The organism is Shinella sp. M31 (genome assembly GCF_049199205.1).
Classification (GTDB): domain Bacteria; phylum Pseudomonadota; class Alphaproteobacteria; order Rhizobiales; family Rhizobiaceae; genus Shinella.
Window position 1 is genome coordinate 1 of sequence record NZ_JBLZPH010000129.1, and the last position, 17,470, is coordinate 17,470.

Annotated in this window: 20 protein-coding genes; 10 read left to right on the plus strand and 10 right to left on the minus strand. The window is 61.3% G+C overall.

Annotated elements, in window-relative coordinates; translation table 11 throughout:
* A partial coding sequence (gene holA, locus ACOZKU_RS20235; protein ID WP_421580377.1) for a DNA polymerase III subunit delta occupies nucleotides 1-529 on the plus strand: 529 nt, incomplete at its 5' end.
* 33 nt (nucleotides 530-562) lie between these two features.
* Here the strand turns inward: holA and ACOZKU_RS20240 are convergent.
* The 8 genes from ACOZKU_RS20240 to hemE form a co-directional block, all read right to left on the minus strand.
* Complete coding sequence (locus ACOZKU_RS20240) at nucleotides 563-1,456, minus strand: ParB/RepB/Spo0J family partition protein (RefSeq protein WP_421580378.1); 894 nt, start codon at nucleotides 1,454-1,456, stop codon at nucleotides 563-565.
* Nucleotides 1,457-1,480: 24 nt separating this feature from the next.
* Nucleotides 1,481-2,275, minus strand: coding sequence for a ParA family protein (locus tag ACOZKU_RS20245; protein ID WP_314094726.1), 795 nt, complete (start codon nucleotides 2,273-2,275; stop codon nucleotides 1,481-1,483).
* A gap of 18 nt (nucleotides 2,276-2,293) precedes the next feature.
* Entirely contained in the window at nucleotides 2,294-2,926 is a 633-nt protein-coding gene (gene rsmG / locus ACOZKU_RS20250; protein ID WP_421580379.1) for a 16S rRNA (guanine(527)-N(7))-methyltransferase RsmG, read from the minus strand.
* Entirely contained in the window at nucleotides 2,923-4,809 is a 1,887-nt protein-coding gene (mnmG, locus tag ACOZKU_RS20255; RefSeq protein WP_421580380.1) for a tRNA uridine-5-carboxymethylaminomethyl(34) synthesis enzyme MnmG, read from the minus strand. Before mnmG ends, rsmG begins: the two co-directional genes overlap by 4 nt.
* A 70-nt stretch (nucleotides 4,810-4,879) precedes the next feature.
* Entirely contained in the window at nucleotides 4,880-6,202 is a 1,323-nt protein-coding gene (mnmE, locus tag ACOZKU_RS20260) for a tRNA uridine-5-carboxymethylaminomethyl(34) synthesis GTPase MnmE (RefSeq protein WP_421580381.1), read from the minus strand.
* 130 nt (nucleotides 6,203-6,332) lie between these two features.
* On the minus strand, nucleotides 6,333-7,598 hold the full coding sequence (gene rho, locus ACOZKU_RS20265) for a transcription termination factor Rho (protein WP_117371985.1): 1,266 nt from the start codon (nucleotides 7,596-7,598) through the stop codon (nucleotides 6,333-6,335).
* A 235-nt stretch (nucleotides 7,599-7,833) separates the two neighbouring features.
* A complete protein-coding gene (gene hemJ / locus ACOZKU_RS20270) occupies nucleotides 7,834-8,373 on the minus strand; it encodes a protoporphyrinogen oxidase HemJ (protein ID WP_421580382.1) in 540 nt (179 codons plus the stop codon).
* Nucleotides 8,370-9,404, minus strand: coding sequence for a uroporphyrinogen decarboxylase (gene hemE / locus ACOZKU_RS20275; protein ID WP_421580383.1), 1,035 nt, complete (start codon nucleotides 9,402-9,404; stop codon nucleotides 8,370-8,372). Before hemE ends, hemJ begins: the two co-directional genes overlap by 4 nt.
* Nucleotides 9,405-9,807: 403 nt before the next feature.
* Here hemE and ACOZKU_RS20280 point away from each other — a divergent pair, with 403 nt between their 5' ends.
* From ACOZKU_RS20280 to dnaQ, 5 genes are read left to right on the plus strand one after another with little or no spacing between them, the layout of a single operon-like run.
* Nucleotides 9,808-10,629 carry a pyruvate, water dikinase regulatory protein gene (locus tag ACOZKU_RS20280; protein WP_314094738.1) on the plus strand — a complete coding sequence of 274 codons (822 nt, stop codon included), beginning with the start codon at nucleotides 9,808-9,810 and terminating at the stop codon, nucleotides 10,627-10,629.
* A gap of 27 nt (nucleotides 10,630-10,656) precedes the next feature.
* On the plus strand, nucleotides 10,657-11,250 hold the full coding sequence (locus ACOZKU_RS20285) for a Maf-like protein (protein WP_421580384.1): 594 nt from the start codon (nucleotides 10,657-10,659) through the stop codon (nucleotides 11,248-11,250).
* A complete protein-coding gene (locus tag ACOZKU_RS20290) occupies nucleotides 11,243-12,103 on the plus strand; it encodes a shikimate dehydrogenase (protein ID WP_421580385.1) in 861 nt (286 codons plus the stop codon). Before ACOZKU_RS20285 ends, ACOZKU_RS20290 begins: the two co-directional genes overlap by 8 nt.
* Entirely contained in the window at nucleotides 12,100-12,690 is a 591-nt protein-coding gene (coaE, locus tag ACOZKU_RS20295; protein ID WP_421580386.1) for a dephospho-CoA kinase, read from the plus strand. Before ACOZKU_RS20290 ends, coaE begins: the two co-directional genes overlap by 4 nt.
* Nucleotides 12,690-13,394, plus strand: a complete 705-nt coding sequence (dnaQ, locus tag ACOZKU_RS20300) for a DNA polymerase III subunit epsilon (RefSeq protein ID WP_314094744.1) — start codon at nucleotides 12,690-12,692, stop codon at nucleotides 13,392-13,394. The genes coaE and dnaQ overlap by 1 nt, the downstream gene beginning before the upstream one ends.
* A gap of 83 nt (nucleotides 13,395-13,477) precedes the next feature.
* Here the strand turns inward: dnaQ and secB are convergent, their stop codons facing one another.
* Together secB and ACOZKU_RS20310 are read right to left on the minus strand one after the other, a co-directional pair.
* Nucleotides 13,478-13,954 (minus strand): protein-export chaperone SecB, encoded by a 477-nt coding sequence (gene secB, locus ACOZKU_RS20305; protein WP_117371977.1) that lies wholly within the window; start codon nucleotides 13,952-13,954, stop codon nucleotides 13,478-13,480.
* A gap of 71 nt (nucleotides 13,955-14,025) precedes the next feature.
* Complete coding sequence (locus ACOZKU_RS20310) at nucleotides 14,026-14,487, minus strand: FxsA family protein (RefSeq protein WP_421580387.1); 462 nt, start codon at nucleotides 14,485-14,487, stop codon at nucleotides 14,026-14,028.
* Between the two features lie 153 nt (nucleotides 14,488-14,640).
* On the opposite strand from ACOZKU_RS20310, the gene ACOZKU_RS20315 reads away from it, so the two are divergent.
* From ACOZKU_RS20315 to ACOZKU_RS20330, 4 genes are read left to right on the plus strand one after another with little or no spacing between them, the layout of a single operon-like run.
* Nucleotides 14,641-15,342, plus strand: a complete 702-nt coding sequence (locus ACOZKU_RS20315; protein ID WP_314094746.1) for a Tim44/TimA family putative adaptor protein — start codon at nucleotides 14,641-14,643, stop codon at nucleotides 15,340-15,342.
* Between the two features lie 13 nt (nucleotides 15,343-15,355).
* Nucleotides 15,356-16,471, plus strand: coding sequence for a murein transglycosylase A (locus ACOZKU_RS20320; protein WP_421580388.1), 1,116 nt, complete (start codon nucleotides 15,356-15,358; stop codon nucleotides 16,469-16,471).
* A complete protein-coding gene (locus ACOZKU_RS20325; protein ID WP_421580389.1) occupies nucleotides 16,458-17,024 on the plus strand; it encodes a Smr/MutS family protein in 567 nt (188 codons plus the stop codon). Before ACOZKU_RS20320 ends, ACOZKU_RS20325 begins: the two co-directional genes overlap by 14 nt.
* On the plus strand, nucleotides 17,021-17,398 hold the full coding sequence (locus tag ACOZKU_RS20330) for a helix-turn-helix domain-containing protein (protein WP_244763429.1): 378 nt from the start codon (nucleotides 17,021-17,023) through the stop codon (nucleotides 17,396-17,398). Before ACOZKU_RS20325 ends, ACOZKU_RS20330 begins: the two co-directional genes overlap by 4 nt.
* Nucleotides 17,399-17,470 lie beyond the last annotated feature (72 nt).

Consider the following 17,470-nt stretch of genomic DNA (forward strand, 5'->3'; position numbering starts at 1 on the left):
CGACCGCCTGATGGAGACGATCGGCGGCGACCGCCTGGCTTCCCGCAACGAAGTGCGCAAGCTGGCGCTCTATTGCCGTGGCCGGGACGTCATTGAGGAGCAGGACGTCGAGGAGATCGTCGGCGATGCGAGCGCCATCTCGACCGATGATGCCATCGACGCCATTCTCAAGGGCGATCGCGAGGGCTTTCTACACGCCATCCAGAAGATCGTTTCGTCGAAAACACCGGTCTTCCTCGTGCTGCAAGGATGCCTGCGACAGTTTCAGCTGCTGGAAATCATGCGTGCCGAGATGGATGAAAAGCGGGCGCCCGCCGGCCAGGTCATCGCGACGCTGGGCCGCCACCTGCATTTTCGCCGCAAGCCGCTCGTGGAAAGCGCCCTGAAAACCTGGACCGGGCCGGCCATCCGCCGGGAAACCCAGCGCCTGCAAAGCGCCATCCTGCAAAGCCGCCAGCGCGCCTCGCTGGAGGATACGATCGCCATGCAGACGATGCTGGCAACCGTGCTGCAATCCGCGAAGCGTTGAATCCGGCTAAATAGCCGGCTTTGTTATCATCGTTCAGCGGCGCTCAAGAAGCCGGCAGATTTCTTCCAGCTGCTCCAGGGTCTTGTAGGCGATCCTGAGCTGACCGCCGCCGGTGCCCTTGTGGTTCACGGTGACATCGAGACCTAGCACGTCGGACAGCGTGCGCTCCAGCGCCAGCGTATCCGCATCCTTCGCGTCCTTCGGCGCCGCCTGGCCGTGGTTCGGGTCGCTCTGTGCCTTGATGTCGTTCTGCGCCAGCCGCTCCGCATCGCGCACCGACATGCCCTTGGCAACGACGGCCTTGGCAAGCGCGATCGGATCCGATGTGGGAATAAGGGCGCGGGCATGTCCGGCCGAAAGCGTACCGGACGCCAGCATGTCCCGGACCGGCTCGGGCAGCTTCAACAGGCGAAGGCTGTTTGCCACATGGCTGCGGCTCTTGCCGATAATTTCACCGAGATCGTTCTGCGTATAGCCGTGATCGGCGATCAGCAGCTCATAGCCCATCGCCTCTTCGAGCGGATTGAGGTCCGAACGCTGGACGTTTTCGACGATCGCGATCTCGAGCGCCGTACGGTCATCCACATCCCGGATGATGACGGGAATTTCGATCAGGCCCGCGAGCTGCGCCGCACGCCAGCGCCGCTCACCCGCGATGATCTCGTAGCGGTTGTCGGCCGTGGTGCGCACGACGACCGGCTGAACGATACCGTGCTGGCGGATCGACGACGCCAGATCCTGCAATTCCGACTCATCGAAATAACGGCGCGGGTTGCGCGGGTTACGGCCGACGAACTCGATGGGCACGAGCCGATCCGGGTTGACCGACGGGCGCGCGCCGATATCGGCAGCCGGAAGCTGGTCCATTTCACCGATCAGGGCTGCGAGGCCGCGACCCAGACGCCGCTTGGAGTTGTCATCGTTCATCGGTTCTACTCACGGATACTGAAATCAGGCAGCCTTTCGCTGCCTTTCACGCTGAATCACTTCGGAAGCGAGCTGAAGATAGGCTTGGCTCCCGGCGCATTTGAGGTCGTAGAGAATGGCCGGCTTGCCATAGGACGGCGCTTCGGAGACGCGCACATTGCGCGGAATGAGCGTATGATACACCTTTTCGCCGAGATGCGTGCGCACATCATTGACGACCTGCTGCGCCAGATTGTTGCGCGAGTCGAACATGGTCAGCACGATGCCCTGGATATCAAGCCGCGGATTGACGGTCTGGCGCACCTGATCGACGGTCTCCAGCAGCTGGCTCAGCCCTTCAAGGGCAAAGAATTCGCATTGCAGCGGCACGAGCACGGAATGCGCCGCCGCCAGCGCATTCATCGTCAGAAGATTGAACGACGGCGGACAATCGACGAGCACGTAAGAGTAAGACAACGCCTCTTGCGAGGCCAGTGCCCGTTTCAGCCGGAAAACGCGGTCGTTCTGCTGGGCAATCTCCATCTCGACGCCGAGCAGGTCCATCGTCGAGGGAATGATCGAGAGGTTCGGGACTACAGTCGCCAACACTGTCTCGGCCACACCGTGACTGCCGACCATCAGGTCGTAGGAAGAGAGTGCGCGGCTGCGGCGATCGATTCCCAGACCGGTGCTGGCATTCCCCTGCGGGTCGAGATCGACGATCAGCACCCGTTCGCCGATTGCCGCAAGGGCCGTTGCGAGATTGATGGCCGTCGTCGTCTTGCCGACGCCGCCCTTCTGGTTCGCAATGGTGATGATCCGGTTTTTTTCACCTATCATGGACGCCGCCAATAATCCCTAGGAATTTCGAGAGAGCTTGGACAGTTCGAGCACGACGGAATCCGGCTCGACGACACTGGCATGTTTTACCAGATCGAATCTCCAGCGACCAAGCGCTTTATCGACCTCGCGTCGGTAATCCCGGCCTTTGTGGAGGAAAAAGCGCAAATCCGGGTTACGCTCTGCCCATGGGAGGCCGAATTCCATCAGAAGATCGAGGTCGGCTAGGGCACGGGCGGAAATCGCATCGCATTCCGCAATGACTGACGGAGCCTCTTCGATACGAATCGCATGTACAGAAGCTCGCGCTCCCGTCTCAAGAATCGCCGTGCGCAGGAAAGCGGCCTTCTTGTTGTTGCTTTCCACGAGATGGACCCAGCCGGCACCCGTATCGGAGAGCAAAATGCCTGTCACAATACCGGGAAATCCGCCGCCGCTGCCCAGGTCCACCCAGGTTTTCGGGCCGGGGTTGAGCGCATAAATCTGCGCGCTATCAGCAACGTGACGGCGCCAGACTTCCGCCAGGGTGGAAGGAGCCACCAGATTGATCGCCTTGGCCCACTTTTGGAACAGGGCAACGAATGTGTTCAACCGGTCGACCGTTTCACGTGAAACATTCAGACCGTTCAATTCGCGCGGCAGACTCGTCATGCGTGAGTAACCTGTGCCTGATCTTCGCCCGGCAAGCGCTTAAGATGCACCAACAGCAGTGTCAACGCCGCCGGAGTCATGCCATCGACCCGTGCCGCCTGAGCCAGATTGGCCGGTCGCGCGACCGAAAGCTTTTGACGCAGTTCGATCGACAATCCGGGAAGTGCGCCGAAGTCGAAATCGTTTGGAATCTTCCGCTCTTCTTCCCGGCGTGTTTCGACGATGTCGTTCTGCTGTCGGTTCAAATAGACCGCATAGGCCGCTTCAATTTCCACCGCTTCCCGCACCTTCGGAGCATAGCTGCCGAGCGCCTCCGGCCAGACCGAGACCAGCCGGGCATAATCGATATCCGGATAGGCGAGCAAGTCATATCCGCTTCGGCGAACGCCATCCTGATTGAGCTTCAATCCATGGGCGGCCGCCTCGTTGGGAGAAAGCCTGAGATTTTGCAGTGTTTCGCGCGCCGATGCCATGTCATCGGACCAGTCCGAAAACTTGTTGCGGCGATCCTTACCCACGAGGCCGAGTTCCATGCCGAGAGGCGTCAGGCGCGCGTCTGCATTGTCGGCGCGAAGGGATAGACGGTATTCGGCGCGGGAGGTGAACATGCGGTAGGGCTCGGTCACGCCGCGCGACGTGAGGTCGTCGAGCATCACACCGATATAGCTTTCCGTCCGGCTGAAAATATAACCATCACGCCCACCGGCACGCCGTGCGGCATTCATACCGGCAACGAGGCCCTGCGCCGCAGCTTCCTCGTAGCCCGTGGTCCCATTGATCTGTCCGGCAAGAAAAAGTCCCGGCAGGCTTTTCACTTCCAGAGTGGCGGAGAGCTCCCGGGGATCGATATGATCATATTCGATCGCGTAACCTGGCTGAAGGATCGTAACCTTCTCAAGCCCCGGAATGGTCCGGATGAATGCGTCCTGGACATCCGCTGGCAAGGAGGTCGAAATGCCGTTCGGATAGACGGTGGGATCATCAAGGCCTTCCGGCTCGAGAAAAATCTGATGACCATCGCGCTCGCCAAACTTGACGATCTTGTCTTCGATCGAGGGACAGTAGCGCGGGCCGACACCCTCGATCTGGCCGGAATACATCGCTGACTTGCCGATATTCTCTTCGATGATCCGATGCGTCTCCGGCGTCGTGCGGGTTACCCCGCATTCGATCTGCGGCGTTTTGATCCGATCCGTCATGAAGGAAAAAGGAACCGGTTCGTCGTCGGCGCCCTGACGCCCGACGGCGTTCCAATCGATCGTCCGCCCATCGAGACGGGCGGGCGTGCCGGTCTTGAGGCGACCAAGACGCAAGCCCAGGCGCTCGAATGTGGCGGAAAGTCCGACAGACGGTTCTTCACCAACACGGCCCGCGGGAATCTTTTCGTTTCCGATATGAATGAGGCCACGCAGGAACGTGCCCGTGGTGACAACAACTGCATCGCAAGCCAGATGGCGGCCATCCTTCAATTGGATTCCAGCGGTCTTTCCGTTCCGGATATCGAGGTCGAAGGCATCGCCTTCCACGACGTCAAGATTGGCGATGTCACCGATCTCCTGCTGCATCGCTTCTCGATAAAGCTTCCGGTCCGCCTGCGTCCGGGGACCACGGACGGCCGGACCCTTGCGTCGATTCAACAGGCGAAACTGGATACCCGCGCGGTCCGCGACCCGACCCATAAGGCCATCGAGGGCATCCACTTCACGAACCAGGTGACCCTTTCCAAGGCCACCAATCGCGGGATTGCAGGACATGACGCCGATCGTCGCGGCTTTGTGGGTTACAAGAGCGGTTTTCGCGCCCAGACGCGCAGAGGCTGCGGCTGCTTCAGCGCCAGCATGCCCGCCACCGATAACAACAACGTCATAATGTTCTCTGGTCATTCCTGTTCACCTACCTGTTTCACGTGAAACGCCCCGTAAGACTCGTGCACGTTGTGCTGTTCCACGTGAATCATTTGCCGACGCAAAATTCCGAAAAAATAACGTCGAGAAGATTTTCAACATCAACCCTGCCTGTCACCCGTCCCAGGGCCTGTCCGGCAAGACGAAGGTGCTCGGCTTGAATATCCAAGCCCGCTATTTCCGTAGCCAAAGCGCGCTCGATATGATCGCGCGCTTCTTGCAGATTGGAAAAATGCCGTTCACGGGTCGGCAAGGACAGCGCAGTGCCGGATTCCAAATCCGGTAAGAATGCGCGAACGGCATCCAACAGGTCCGGCATACCCTGTCCCGATTTCACCGAGATCATAACATCGACGCTAGCCTGCGGCCAAGGGGCCGCCTGAACATCTGCCTTTGTCAGAACACGAATGGTGGGCCCGGAATGGGATCCCGCAAGGGTCTGCCAATCGATATCTGCCTCGCTTGAAAGGAGCAGGACGAGATGGGCATTTTTGATCGACTGCTGTGTTCGCCGGATTCCTTCGCGCTCTACCACGTCATCGGTTTCGCGCAAACCCGCGGTATCGTGCAGGCGAACAGCGTAGCCGCCGAGGTCCAGATCGACATGCAGGATATCGCGGGTCGTTCCGGGGATATCGGTGACGATCGCAATATCTCTCTGCGCTAAATAGTTGAGAAGACTTGATTTTCCGGCGTTCGGCGGGCCGGCGATCACCACATTCAGACCATCGCGCACAATCTCGCCCGCTCGGCTGCCCGAAAGATGGTTAAGAATATCCTGCTGCAGCTGCCGCATGTCCTGCCAGATCGTCGATGCGATCGAACCAGGGACATCCTCCTCATCCGCGAAATCGAGCTCCGCTTCGATCATCGCGCGCGCATGCGTCAAACGTTTCGCCCACGAATCGTAGAGGCCCGAGAGATGCCCGGAAGCGTGTTCGGCAGCGAGCCGGCGCTGCATCTCCGTCTCGGCGGCGATCAGATCTGCCAGCCCCTCAACGGCCACGAGGTCCATTTTTCCATTCTGGAACGCGCGACGAGAGAATTCACCGGCTTCGGCGGCGCGAAGACCAGGCAAGTCCGACAGCGTGGCTAGAACCGCTTTGACGGTGGCACGACCACCATGGATCTGGAGTTCAGCGGTATCTTCGCCTGTAAAGGATGCGGGGCCGGGGAAGAACAGCACCAAGCCCTCATCCAGACGCAAACCGTTTCGATCACGAATCGGTAGGAGGGAAGCGTGCCTGGGGGACGAGACCCGGCCGCAGATGGCTTCAACGGCAGATCGGCAGTGCGGGCCGCTCAGCCGTATGATCGCCACGCCCGAAGGCAGGCTCCCGCTCGACAGGGCAAAGATCGTATCCTGGCTCACAGCATCATCCGGTCAAAATTACGGGCCCGAATCAATCGGATCATTTCGGGAAAGAATCGATATTTCCGTTTAAACGAAAATGGCCCCACCTTGCGGCGGGACCATGAAATTCCGGAAGGATCGAGACCAATCAGGTGTTCATCGAATCGAAGAAGTCACCATTCGTCTTGGTCTGCTTCAGCTTATCGATAAGGAATTCGATCGCATCGGTCGTGCCCATCGGCGCGAGGATACGGCGCAGGACGAAGATCTTCTGGAGATCCTGGCGCGGAACCAGCAGGTCTTCCTTGCGGGTACCGGACTTGAGGATGTCCATGGCCGGGAAGATGCGCTTGTCGGCGACCTTACGGTCGAGGACGATTTCGGAATTGCCGGTGCCCTTGAATTCTTCGAAGATGACTTCATCCATGCGGCTGCCGGTATCGATGAGCGCCGTCGCGATGATCGTCAGCGAGCCGCCTTCCTCGATGTTGCGGGCGGCACCGAAGAAGCGCTTCGGACGCTGCAAGGCATTGGCGTCGACACCACCGGTCAGGACCTTGCCGGAGGACGGCACGACCGTGTTGTAGGCGCGGCCGAGGCGCGTGATCGAATCGAGCAGGATGACGACGTCGCGACCATGCTCGACGAGACGCTTGGCCTTTTCGATGACCATTTCGGCAACCTGAACGTGGCGCGTCGCCGGCTCGTCGAAGGTCGAGGAAACGACTTCGCCCTTCACTGAGCGCTGCATGTCCGTCACTTCCTCAGGACGTTCGTCGATGAGGAGGACGATCAGATAACATTCCGGATGGTTTGCGGTGATCGAATGGGCGATGTTCTGCAGGAGAACGGTCTTACCCGTGCGCGGCGGAGCGACGATCAGGCCACGCTGGCCCTTGCCGAGCGGCGCGACGAGATCGATGACGCGCGGCGAGAGATCCTTCGAGGTCGGGATCTCCAGCTCCATCTTGAAGCGCTCGTTCGGATAGAGCGGCGTCAGGTTGTCGAAGTGGACCTTGTGGCGGATCTTTTCCGGGTCGTCGAAATTGATCGTGTTGACCTTGAGAAGGGCGAAATAGCGTTCGCCTTCCTTGGGACCGCGGATCGGGCCTTCGACCGTATCGCCGGTCTTCAGCGAGAAGCGGCGGATCTGGGAAGGCGAGATGTAGATATCGTCGGGACCGGGCAGGTAGTTCGCATTGGCCGAACGCAGGAAGCCGAAACCGTCCTGCAGCACTTCCACCACGCCCTCACCGATGATTTCGACATCCTGCGAGGCCAGCATCTTGAGGATGGCAAACATCAGTTCCTGTTTGCGCATCGTGCTCGCGTTTTCGACCTCAAGTGATTCGGCAAAAGCCAGGAGGTCGGTCGGAGTCTTGTTCTTGAGGTCTTGTAGCTTCATTTCGGCCATGAATGGTCCATGCTGCGGGATATCGGGATGGGAAAAGGCGTGCGGGTCAAGGACGAACTGCGGGGGAAACGGTGCAGTCCACTGAACGAATACACATGCCATGAAGATGAGATGCGCGGAAAATAGCGGTTCCGGTGCGCCGTCGCAAGGGGCCTCGTGCATTTCGTCCGTTTTGTCGCGGCGCGGTCCGCGCATTGCGGCCGAAGCAGGCTCGCTTCGGCCGCGAAGAATGGCGTCAGAACGGTTTGACGACGGCCATGATGACGATCAGCACCATCAGCAGCGCCGGCGCCTCATTCCAGATGCGCCATTGGCGGCCGGTTTTTTCATTTCGGTCTTCGGCAAAGGCTTTTACGGCGCGGCCGAAATAGTGGTGAACGCCCGTCAGCAGCACGACAAAAGCGAGCTTGGCATGCAGCCAGCCGCCCTGGAAACCATAGACGGTATAGGCGAGATAGAGCCCGAGCAGCCAGGCAAGCCCCATGGCGGGCTGCATGATGGTGCGGTAGAGCCGCCCCTCCATGATCTTGAAGGTTTCCGACTGGGCGGAGCCTTTGGGTGCGTCGGTATGATAGACGAAAAGACGCGGCAGGTAGAGCAGGCCGGCCATCCAAGAAATCACGGCCAGGATGTGCAGCGCCTTGATCCAGAGATAGAGGTTTTCGGGCGGATAGAGGATCAGCAGAAGCGTGAGCAGGGCAAAAACCGCGAGCGCGACGGCCGCGCGCAACCGCGCCCGGCGTCCGGCATTTTCGCCTGTCTGTTTCTCACTCATCGCTGGTCTCCCCGCACCCGCGCCACCAGGCGCGTGACATGCTCGGGGTCGGCCTGCGGCGTGATGCCGTGACCGAGATTGAAGATCAGCGGACCGTTTCCAAGCGCTTGCAGGATGGCGTCGATACCTTCATCCAGCGCAGCACCGCCGGCCACGACGCGCATCGGATCGAGATTGCCCTGCACGGGGCCGTCCTTCTGCAATTCCGCGGCAAAAGCCAGCGGCACCGACCAGTCGAGACCGATCGCATCGGCGCGTGTCGCCTGGCGATACGTCTTCAGGAACAGCCCGGCGCCCTTGGCAAAGGCGATGATCTTGGCCTGCGGCCGGCGAGCCTTCACGGAATCCACGATCTTCCGGACGGGCTTGATGGCGAATTCCGAAAATTCCTTCTCGCCGAGAACCCCCGCCCAGGAATCGAAGATCTGCACGGCATCGGCGCCGGCATCGATCTGCGCGACGAGATAATCGGCCGAGAGCTCAGCCAGCGTGTCGAGGAGATGCGCGAAGGCCTTCGGCTCCCTGTAGGCGAAGAGGCGGGCAGGCGCCTGGTCGGGCGTGCCGTGGCCGGCGATCATATAGGTCGCAACCGTCCAGGGCGCGCCACAGAAGCCGAGCAGGGTCGTTTCCTCGGGGAGGGCGCCGCGGATACGGAAGACGGCCTCCATGACCGGCTGGAGGTGTTTCAGGACGTCCTTGCCATCCAGCTTGAGGATACCCTCGGCATCGATCGGGTCGAGACGCGGTCCGTGACCCTCTTCAAAGCGCACATTCCGCTTCAGCGCATCGGGGATGACGAGAATGTCGGAAAACAGGATTGCCGCATCGAAGCCGTAACGGCGGATCGGCTGCAGCGTCACTTCCGTCGCCAGTTCCGGCGAATAACAGAGATCGAGGAAACTCCCGGCTTCCGCCCGCGTTGCCCTGTATTCCGGCAGGTAGCGTCCTGCCTGGCGCATCAGCCACAGGGGAGGGGGGGAGATCGTCTTCCCGTTCAGGACATCGACGATCTTCCGGCTTTTCGCGCTCACTGTGGGCTTCTCCCAATAAAGAAATAATCTCTTAAAGAAGGTTTCTATTTCTTAGAGTCGGTGACTATCAAGGATTAAATCCTGTCCACATGAGTCCTGCTTTGTTCCATGGGCTGGGGAAAACGGCGAATGCATTTGCCGCTTTCCTCCACAAATTGCGGAAAACCGGATTCACCGAAGGAAATCAGAATGATCTGGCAAGGTCGAAAATTCCCATCTTGTGGATAGCCTGTGGAGAAGCGCGACACTTTGCCGTGTCATGAGTCTTATCCACATGCCGCGTGAATCGCTTTCCCGCAAACCGCCAATTGTGGACAACTTGCCACTTATCCCCTTGCGTCCGGACCCCTCCGGCTTTTAGCTCTCCGCTGTCCCAGTCCATCAACAGGGCGCGGAGGATATTGTGGAAAGCACGAAAAATTACTTCCATCTGCACCTGATATCGGACTCGACCGGCGAGACGCTGATCGCCGCGGGCCGGGCTGCTGCCGCGCAATTCCAGTCTTCGCAGGCGCTGGAGCATGTCTATCCGCTGATCCGCAACCGCAAGCAGCTGATGCCGGTGCTCGATGCGATCGATGGCGCGCCGGGCATCGTGCTCTACACGATCGTCGACCGCGAGCTTTCCGACATCATCGACCAGCGCTGCCGGGAGATGGGCGTTCCCTGCGTCTCGGTGCTGGAACCGGTCATCGATCTCTTCCAGTCCTATCTCGGCGCCCCGTCGCGTCGTCGGGTCGGCGCCCAGCATGTGATGAATGCGGAATATTTCGCGCGCATCGAAGCGCTGAATTTCACGATGGATCATGACGATGGGCAGCTGCCGGCCGATCTCGACGAAGCCGATGTCATCCTGATCGGCATCAGCCGCACCTCGAAAACACCGACGAGCATCTATCTCGCCAACCGCGGCATCAAGACGGCCAATGTGCCGATCGTGCTTGGTGTACCCCTGCCGGAGCGGCTGTCGACGGCGACGAAGCCGCTGATCGTCGGGCTTATCGCCACGACGGATCGCATCGCCCAGGTGCGGCAGAACCGCATCCTCGGCCAGACCCAGGAATTTCGCGGTGACGACTATATCGACCGCGCGCAGATTTCCGAGGAGCTGAAATATGCCCGCGCGCTCTGCGCCCGCAACAATTGGCCGATCATCGACGTCACGCGCCGCTCCATCGAGGAAACCGCCGCCGCCATCGTTGCTCTTCGCCCGAAGAGCCGGTAACGCGGGAGGATGAATCGGGAGAAATCGATGACGCTGATCCTTGCCTCGCAAAGTCCCTTCCGGCGCATGCTGATGGAAAATGCCGGCCTCGCCTTCACGACGGAGGCGGCCCGCATCGATGAGCGCGCGGTGGAAACCGCCCTTGCCGCGCAAAATCCCTCGCCGCAAGACGTCGCCGAGACATTGGCGATCGAGAAGGCGCGCGACGTCGCGGGCCGCCATCCTGGCGCCCTGGTGATCGGCTCGGACCAGACCCTGTCGCTCGAGGGCCGCGTGTTTCACAAGCCGGCCGATATGGTCGAGGCGAAATCGCATCTTGCGTCCATGTCGGGCCGAACTCATTCCCTGAACTGCGGCATTGCGCTGGTGCGCGACGGCGAGACGCTTTGGAGCCATGTTTCCATCGCCCATCTGACGATGCGGCCGCTGTCGGATGCCTTCATCGATCGTCATCTGGCCCGTATCGGCGACCGGATCCTGGCGAGCGTCGGCGCGTATCAGCTGGAGGGCGAGGGCGTGCAGCTGTTCGAGCGGATCGACGGCGATTATTTTACCATTCTCGGCCTGCCGCTGCTTCCGCTGCTGGCTAAGCTTCGCGATCTCGGTGCCATCGATGCATGATTCACGTGAAACATTGTTAAGAAATGCCTTCGTCACCGGCTGGCCCGTCAAACATTCCCGCTCGCCGCTGATCCATGGCCATTGGCTGAAGGTGCTGGGTCTTCAGGGATGCTACACCCGGCAGGAGGTGGCACCGGAAGATTTCGCCGGCTTCCTATCGCGGCTGAAAAGCGGTGAATCCGGCTTTGTCGGCGGCAATGTCACCATCCCGCACAAGGAGACGGCGTTCAACCTCGCCGACCGGCCGGATGCGCTGAGCGAGGAACTCGGGGCTGCCAACACGCTCTGGCTGGAGGACAGTGCGCTACACGCCACCAACACGGATGGCTACGGTTTCCTCGCCAATCTCGATGCGACGGCGCCGGGTTGGGATAAGACCGATCGGGCCGTGATCCTCGGCGCGGGCGGGGCGAGCCGGGCGATTATCCAGGCGGTGCGGGACCGGGGCATCAGTGAAATCCATGTGGTCAACCGCACCGTGGCACGGGCGCAGGCGCTTGCCGACCGCTTCGGTATGAAAGTGCATGCCCATGCCATGGGCGCCTTGCCGGAGGTGATTAAGGGGGCGGGACTGTTCGTCAACACGACCTCGCTCGGCATGGACGGCGAGGACGCGCCTGAATTCGATTTCTCACCGCTGGCAAGCGGCGCCGTCGTGACCGACATCGTCTATGTGCCGCTGATCACGCCGATCCTGCGCCAGGCGATCGATCAGGGTTTCGCCGTGGTCGACGGTCTCGGCATGCTGCTGCATCAGGCGGCACCCGGCTTTGAAAAATGGTTCGGCGTGCGTCCCACCGTGGATGATACGCTGCGCCGGCTGGTCCTTGCGGATATGGAGAAACATGGATGATCGTGCTCGGTCTCACCGGATCGATTGGAACCGGCAAGTCGACGACCGCGGTAATGTTCCGCGATCTCGGCGTGCCGGTGCATGATGCCGATGCGACGGTGCACGATCTCTATCGCAACGAGGCCGTGGCCCCGGTCGTCGCCCTTTTTCCAGAGGCGCTCAAGGACGGCGTGATCGACCGGAAGGTTCTCTCGGCCACGCTCGCGCAGGCGCCGGAGCGGTTTCGGGCGCTGGAAGCGGTCATCCACCCGTTGGTACGGGCGCGCGAAACGGCTTTTTTGGAAATGGAACGGCAGAAGGGTTCGGCCCTCGTGGTGCTCGATATACCCCTGCTTTATGAAACGGGCGGCGAAAAGCGGGTCGACAAGGTCGTGGTCGTCACCTGCGATGCGCAAACGCAGCGCCGCCGCGTGCTCGCCCGGCCCGACATGACCGAGGAGAAATTCGCCCTCATCCTCTCCCGCCAGATGCCCGATGCTGAAAAGCGCAAGCGTGCCGATTTCATCGTCTATACGGACGCGGGACTTGAAGCGGCGCGCAAACAGGTGGAAGAGGTGATCGAAACCTTGAAGGAAGAGCGGGACTGATGCGCGAGATCATCTTCGATACGGAAACCACCGGCCTCGACAACAAGCTCGACCGCGTCATCGAAATCGGCGGCGTCGAGCTGGAGAACCATTTCCCGACCGGCCGCACCCTGCATCTCTATATCAATCCGGGTGACCGCAAGGTCCATCCCGATGCGCTTGCCGTGCACGGCATCACGGACGAATCGCTGAAGGACAAGCCGTCCTTTGCCGAGGTGGTCGAAAAGATCCTCGAGTTTTTCGGCGAGGGCCGCTGGGTGGCGCATAATGCCAACTTCGACATGGGCTTCATCAATGCCGAACTCGAGCGGCTCGGCCGGCCGCCGATCCTTCAGGAGAAGGTGACGGACACGCTGGCGCTCGCCCGCCGCAAACATCCGATGGGGCCGAACTCGCTCGATGCGCTTTGCCGGCGCTACGGCATCGACAATTCGCACCGCAAGTATCATGGCGCATTGCTCGACTCTGAGCTGCTCGCCGAAGTCTATATCGAGATGATCGGCGGCCGGCAGGCAGCCCTCGGTCTCGGTGCGGCGGAAAACGGCCGCAAGACGCTGGTCGATAACGAGGATGAGGTCATCCAGCCGCTCGGCATCCGCCCGCGCCCTCTGGCGCCGCGGGTCACGGAAGCCGAAGAGATCGCGCACAGGGCCATGGTGGACAAAATGGGCGGCAAGGCGATCTGGGCGAAATACGGCGCCTGAATCCGGCTCACTATCTCTGGTGCAAAGAAAACGCCCGGTCACCAAGTGGCCGAGCGTCTTTGTCTGGAAACGGAAGATTTGGCTTAGTTAGCCTGAACCTTGGCCTTGACCTGTTCTTCCGCCATGCGCTGGGAGAACATCTGGGCGAAATCGATCGGGTCGATCATCAGCGGCGGGAAGCCGCCGTTGCGGGTCGCGTCGGAAATGATCTGGCGGGCGAAGGGGAAGAGCAGACGCGGGCACTCGATGAAGAGAACCGGCAGCATGTGCTCCTGCGGGAAGCCCGTGACGCGGAAGACGCCGCCATAGGCGAGCTCGGCGTTGAACAGGACCTTGTCGCCATCCTTGGCCTCGGCGTTCAGCGAGAGAATGACGTCGAAGTCGGTCTCGGAGAGCGGATTGGCGTTGACATTGACGCTGATATTGATGGCCGGAGCCTTGTCGCGCGCCTGCAGCGACCGCGGAGCACCCGGGTTTTCGAAGGAGAAGTCCTTCACATACTGCGCCAGGATGTTGAGCGACGGGCTTGCGCCGTTGGTCTCGGTTGCTGCTTCGGTCATGGAAAGTATCCTTGGAGACTCTGGAAAGTCAGGCCATCTAGCATTTCAGCCCGGGCCTTACAACCCGGGGCTTAGGGCCGGTCGCCGCGATGAAAATCGTTTTCGTCGAGATCGATGGTGCGCTGGGGCTCGGTCTGCGGCTGTTCGCGGCCGGGACGCATGCCGCCGACATTGACGACAACGACGTTGCGCATCAGCCGGTTCCAGAGAAAGGTCCGGACCGGCGGCAGGAACAGCGCAAGGCCGACGATGTCGCTGATGAAGCCGGGGATCAGGAGCAGGATGCCGGCAATCAGGATCATGGCCGCGTCGAGCAGTTCCTTGCCCGGCGCATGACCGTCCTGGCCGGATCGCCTCAGCCGCGTCAGCACGCCGAAACCCTGGATGCGCATCAGCCCGATGCCGACGACGGCGGAGAGTATGACGAGCGAGAGTGTCGGCAGGAGGCCGATACGCCGTCCGACGAGAATGAAACAGGCAATCTCCGCCAAGGGCAGGAGAAGAAAGAAGAGGGGAAGAAGCGTTCTCAACATGCCGTTCCAATCTCGCACAGATTTGCGGCGTCCGATACTGCCGGCGCGCCATCCGCGCGTCTTCGCCGCATTCACGTCATCGCCATTTGAATGATCGGGTTTTGCGGACTATATGGAAAAGGAACAAAAAACAGAAACCGCAGCGGATCGATAATGGGCTCATTCGACTTTGTAACGATTTTCTTCCTCGTGGCTGCGGTGGTCATCTTCCTGCAATTGCGCAGCGTGCTTGGCCGCCGCACCGGCAGCGAGCGTCCGCCCTTCGATCCCTATTCGAAGCGCGAGACCGCCGCCGAAGCTGATTCGGCCGACCGCGGCAAGGTGGTGACGCTGCCCAAGCGTGACGGCGACGAGAATGAAAATCCCTACGCCGCCATCGATGCGTTCACACCGGCCGGCACGCCGCTCAACGAGCAGCTGCGCACCCTGGTCAAGACCGATCCCTCCTTCGATCCGAAGGAATTCGTCAACGGCGCGCGCATGGCTTATGAGATGATCGTCGTCGCCTTCGCTGATGGCGACCGCAAGACGCTGAAGAACCTTCTGTCGCGCGAAGTCTACGAAGGCTTTGACGCCGCGATCTCCGAGCGCGAGAGCAAGGGCGAAGTCGTCCGCTCCACCTTCGTCGGCATCGAAAAGGCCGATCTCATCGGCGCAGAGGTGAAGGACAGCGAGGCCAATGTGACGATACGCATCGTCAGCCAGCTGATCTCCGCCACCTATGACAAGGCCGGCGCACTGATCGATGGCGATGCCGAAACGGTGGCCGAGGTCAACGACGTCTGGACCTTCGCCCGCGATATCCGCTCGCGCGATCCGAACTGGAAGCTGATCGCCACCGAATCGGAAGGTTGAGCGAGGCGCGCCCATGGACTATCGTCTGGTTCCGGCCCGGTTTTCGGCGCTTCCCGGCTGGGACGAGGACGATCCGTCGCCGCTGATGGCGGGCATGTCCCGCTGTCGCGATCACATCCGCAACGTCAAAGCCTATAAGACGGGCTCGCTCGGCATCACCGCCGGCGAGCTTTTGACGTTGCTGGATTCGGCGGAGGCCGAGAAGCCCGAGGGGGCAGCTGCCGTGCGCGCCTTCTTCGAGGCGCAGTGCGTGCCGTTCCGGATCGAAAAGGCCGATGGTTCCGCCGGCTTCGTCACGGCTTTCTATGAGCCGGAAGTGGCGGTGAAGGCCGAGCCGGATGCCGATTACCGCTATCCCTTCTACCGCCGGCCCGACGATCTCGTCGATATCGATGACGCCAACCGGCCGGACGGCTATCCGCAGGGCTACGCCTTCGGCTTGCTGAAGGACGGCGACATCGTCGAGCACCCCGATCGCGGCGAGATCGAGCGCGGCTATCTCGACGGCCGCGGCCTCGAAATTGCCTATGCCCGCTCGAAGGTCGATGTGTTCTTCGCCCATGTGCAGGGCGCGGCGCGGCTCGTCTATCCCGATGGATCGGTGACGCGCATCACCTATGCCGCCAAGACCGGCCATCCCTTCTCGCCCATCGGCAAGCTCTTGATCGATCGCGGCGAGATCGACGCCGCCACCGTCTCCATGGCCTCGATCCGCGACTGGCTGGCGCGGCACGAGGATCAGGTGGATGCGGTGCTCTGGCACAATCGCTCCTTCATCTTCTTCAAGGAGGCGGCGGTCGAAGGCTTGGCGCTAGGGCCGATCGCGGCTGCCAAGGTGCCGCTGATCGCCGGCCGCTCGCTTGCCGTCGATCGCACGATCCACACCTTCGGCATGCCCTTCTTCATTTCGAGCGACAGCCTGACCCATATGGACGGCGGCAAGCCCTTCCGCCGGCTGATGCTGGCGCTCGATACGGGCACGGCCATCGTCGGTCCGGCGCGCGGCGATATCTTTACCGGATCGGGGGATGCGGCCGGCGCGCTGGCGGGCCATGTCCGCAATGCCGCGACCTTCCATATCCTCATCCCGAAGGCGGCAGCGGAGCGCTACCTCCATGCCCAAGGATAAGGCGCTCACCAGCGAGGACCGTATCCTCTGGGGCAAGGTGGCGCGCTCGACGCGTGCCATGCCGGGCAAGCTCGATGCCTTGACGGAGTTCGAAGCCGTTTTCTCCGAGAAGGTCCCGGAGGAAAAAGCGCCCGTGCCGAAGAAAATCAAGGTCGAGCAGCCAGCTGCCGAAGGCATCGCGCTCACCATCGGCCGCGGCAAGGACACCAAGCACCATCCGCTGGAACGTCCCGTCAAGCGCAAGATCGCCAAGGGCCACTTGGCGCTCGAAGCGCGCATCGACCTGCACGGCATGATCCAGAGCGAGGCGCATGGCTTCCTGCTCGGTTTCCTCATCAAGGCGCATGAGCGCGGCCTGCGCCATGTGCTCGTCATTACCGGCAAGGGCACATCGCTCGGCAGCGACGGCGCCTTGAAGCGCGCGGTGCCGCTGTGGTTCTCGCTGCCGGAATTCCGCCCGCTAATCTCCTCCTACGAGCCCGCCGCCCGTAACCATGGCGGTGAGGGCGCGCTCTATGTCCGCCTCGCCCGCCTGCCGGTGGAAAAGCGATGACGACGCCTTTCGGCAAGGCCGTGCGCCATCTTCGCGATCGCAAGGGTGTTTCGCAGAAGGAGATGGCGGCGGCGCTTGGCGTCAGCCCGGCCTATCTCTCGGCGCTGGAGCATGGCAAGCGCGGCATGCCGAGCTTCGATTTCCTGCAGCGCGTCGCCGGCTATTTCAACGTCATCTGGGACGAGGCGGAAGAACTGTTCCGCATCGCGCAGATTTCCGACCCGCGCGTGGTGGTCGACACGTCGGGCCTGCCGCCGGAATACACGGCCTTTGCCAACCGTGTTGCGGCCGAAATCGCCAACCTGCCGCCCGAGACCGTGCGCCGCCTTGCGGGCATTCTCGAAAAAGCGTGCAATAACCGGGTAAAACCCTGACGATCCCCTGATTTCTGCCGCCTTTATGGCGCTCGGATTTGGAACTTGGAGCCGGAATCCCTATATTCCAAG

What these genes read in the sequence shown, in the direction of transcription:
- coaE (WP_421580386.1), top strand. Translation starts at nt 12,100, where the DNA reads ATGATCGTGCTCGGTCTCACCGGATCGATTGGAACCGGCAAGTCGACG.
- ACOZKU_RS20325 (WP_421580389.1), top strand. Translation starts at nt 16,458, where the DNA reads ATGCCCAAGGATAAGGCGCTCACCAGCGAGGACCGTATCCTCTGGGGC.
- secB (WP_117371977.1), bottom strand. Translation starts at nt 13,954, where the DNA reads ATGACCGAAGCAGCAACCGAGACCAACGGCGCAAGCCCGTCGCTCAAC.
- ACOZKU_RS20320 (WP_421580388.1), top strand. Translation starts at nt 15,356, where the DNA reads ATGGACTATCGTCTGGTTCCGGCCCGGTTTTCGGCGCTTCCCGGCTGG.
- ACOZKU_RS20245 (WP_314094726.1), bottom strand. Translation starts at nt 2,275, where the DNA reads ATGATAGGTGAAAAAAACCGGATCATCACCATTGCGAACCAGAAGGGC.
- hemJ (WP_421580382.1), bottom strand. Translation starts at nt 8,373, where the DNA reads ATGAGTGAGAAACAGACAGGCGAAAATGCCGGACGCCGGGCGCGGTTG.
- dnaQ (WP_314094744.1), top strand. Translation starts at nt 12,690, where the DNA reads ATGCGCGAGATCATCTTCGATACGGAAACCACCGGCCTCGACAACAAG.
- ACOZKU_RS20330 (WP_244763429.1), top strand. Translation starts at nt 17,021, where the DNA reads ATGACGACGCCTTTCGGCAAGGCCGTGCGCCATCTTCGCGATCGCAAG.
- ACOZKU_RS20240 (WP_421580378.1), bottom strand. Translation starts at nt 1,456, where the DNA reads ATGAACGATGACAACTCCAAGCGGCGTCTGGGTCGCGGCCTCGCAGCC.
- rsmG (WP_421580379.1), bottom strand. Translation starts at nt 2,926, where the DNA reads ATGACGAGTCTGCCGCGCGAATTGAACGGTCTGAATGTTTCACGTGAA.
- ACOZKU_RS20310 (WP_421580387.1), bottom strand. Translation starts at nt 14,487, where the DNA reads ATGTTGAGAACGCTTCTTCCCCTCTTCTTTCTTCTCCTGCCCTTGGCG.
- mnmG (WP_421580380.1), bottom strand. Translation starts at nt 4,809, where the DNA reads ATGACCAGAGAACATTATGACGTTGTTGTTATCGGTGGCGGGCATGCT.
- rho (WP_117371985.1), bottom strand. Translation starts at nt 7,598, where the DNA reads ATGGCCGAAATGAAGCTACAAGACCTCAAGAACAAGACTCCGACCGAC.
- ACOZKU_RS20290 (WP_421580385.1), top strand. Translation starts at nt 11,243, where the DNA reads ATGCATGATTCACGTGAAACATTGTTAAGAAATGCCTTCGTCACCGGC.
- ACOZKU_RS20285 (WP_421580384.1), top strand. Translation starts at nt 10,657, where the DNA reads ATGACGCTGATCCTTGCCTCGCAAAGTCCCTTCCGGCGCATGCTGATG.
- ACOZKU_RS20315 (WP_314094746.1), top strand. Translation starts at nt 14,641, where the DNA reads ATGGGCTCATTCGACTTTGTAACGATTTTCTTCCTCGTGGCTGCGGTG.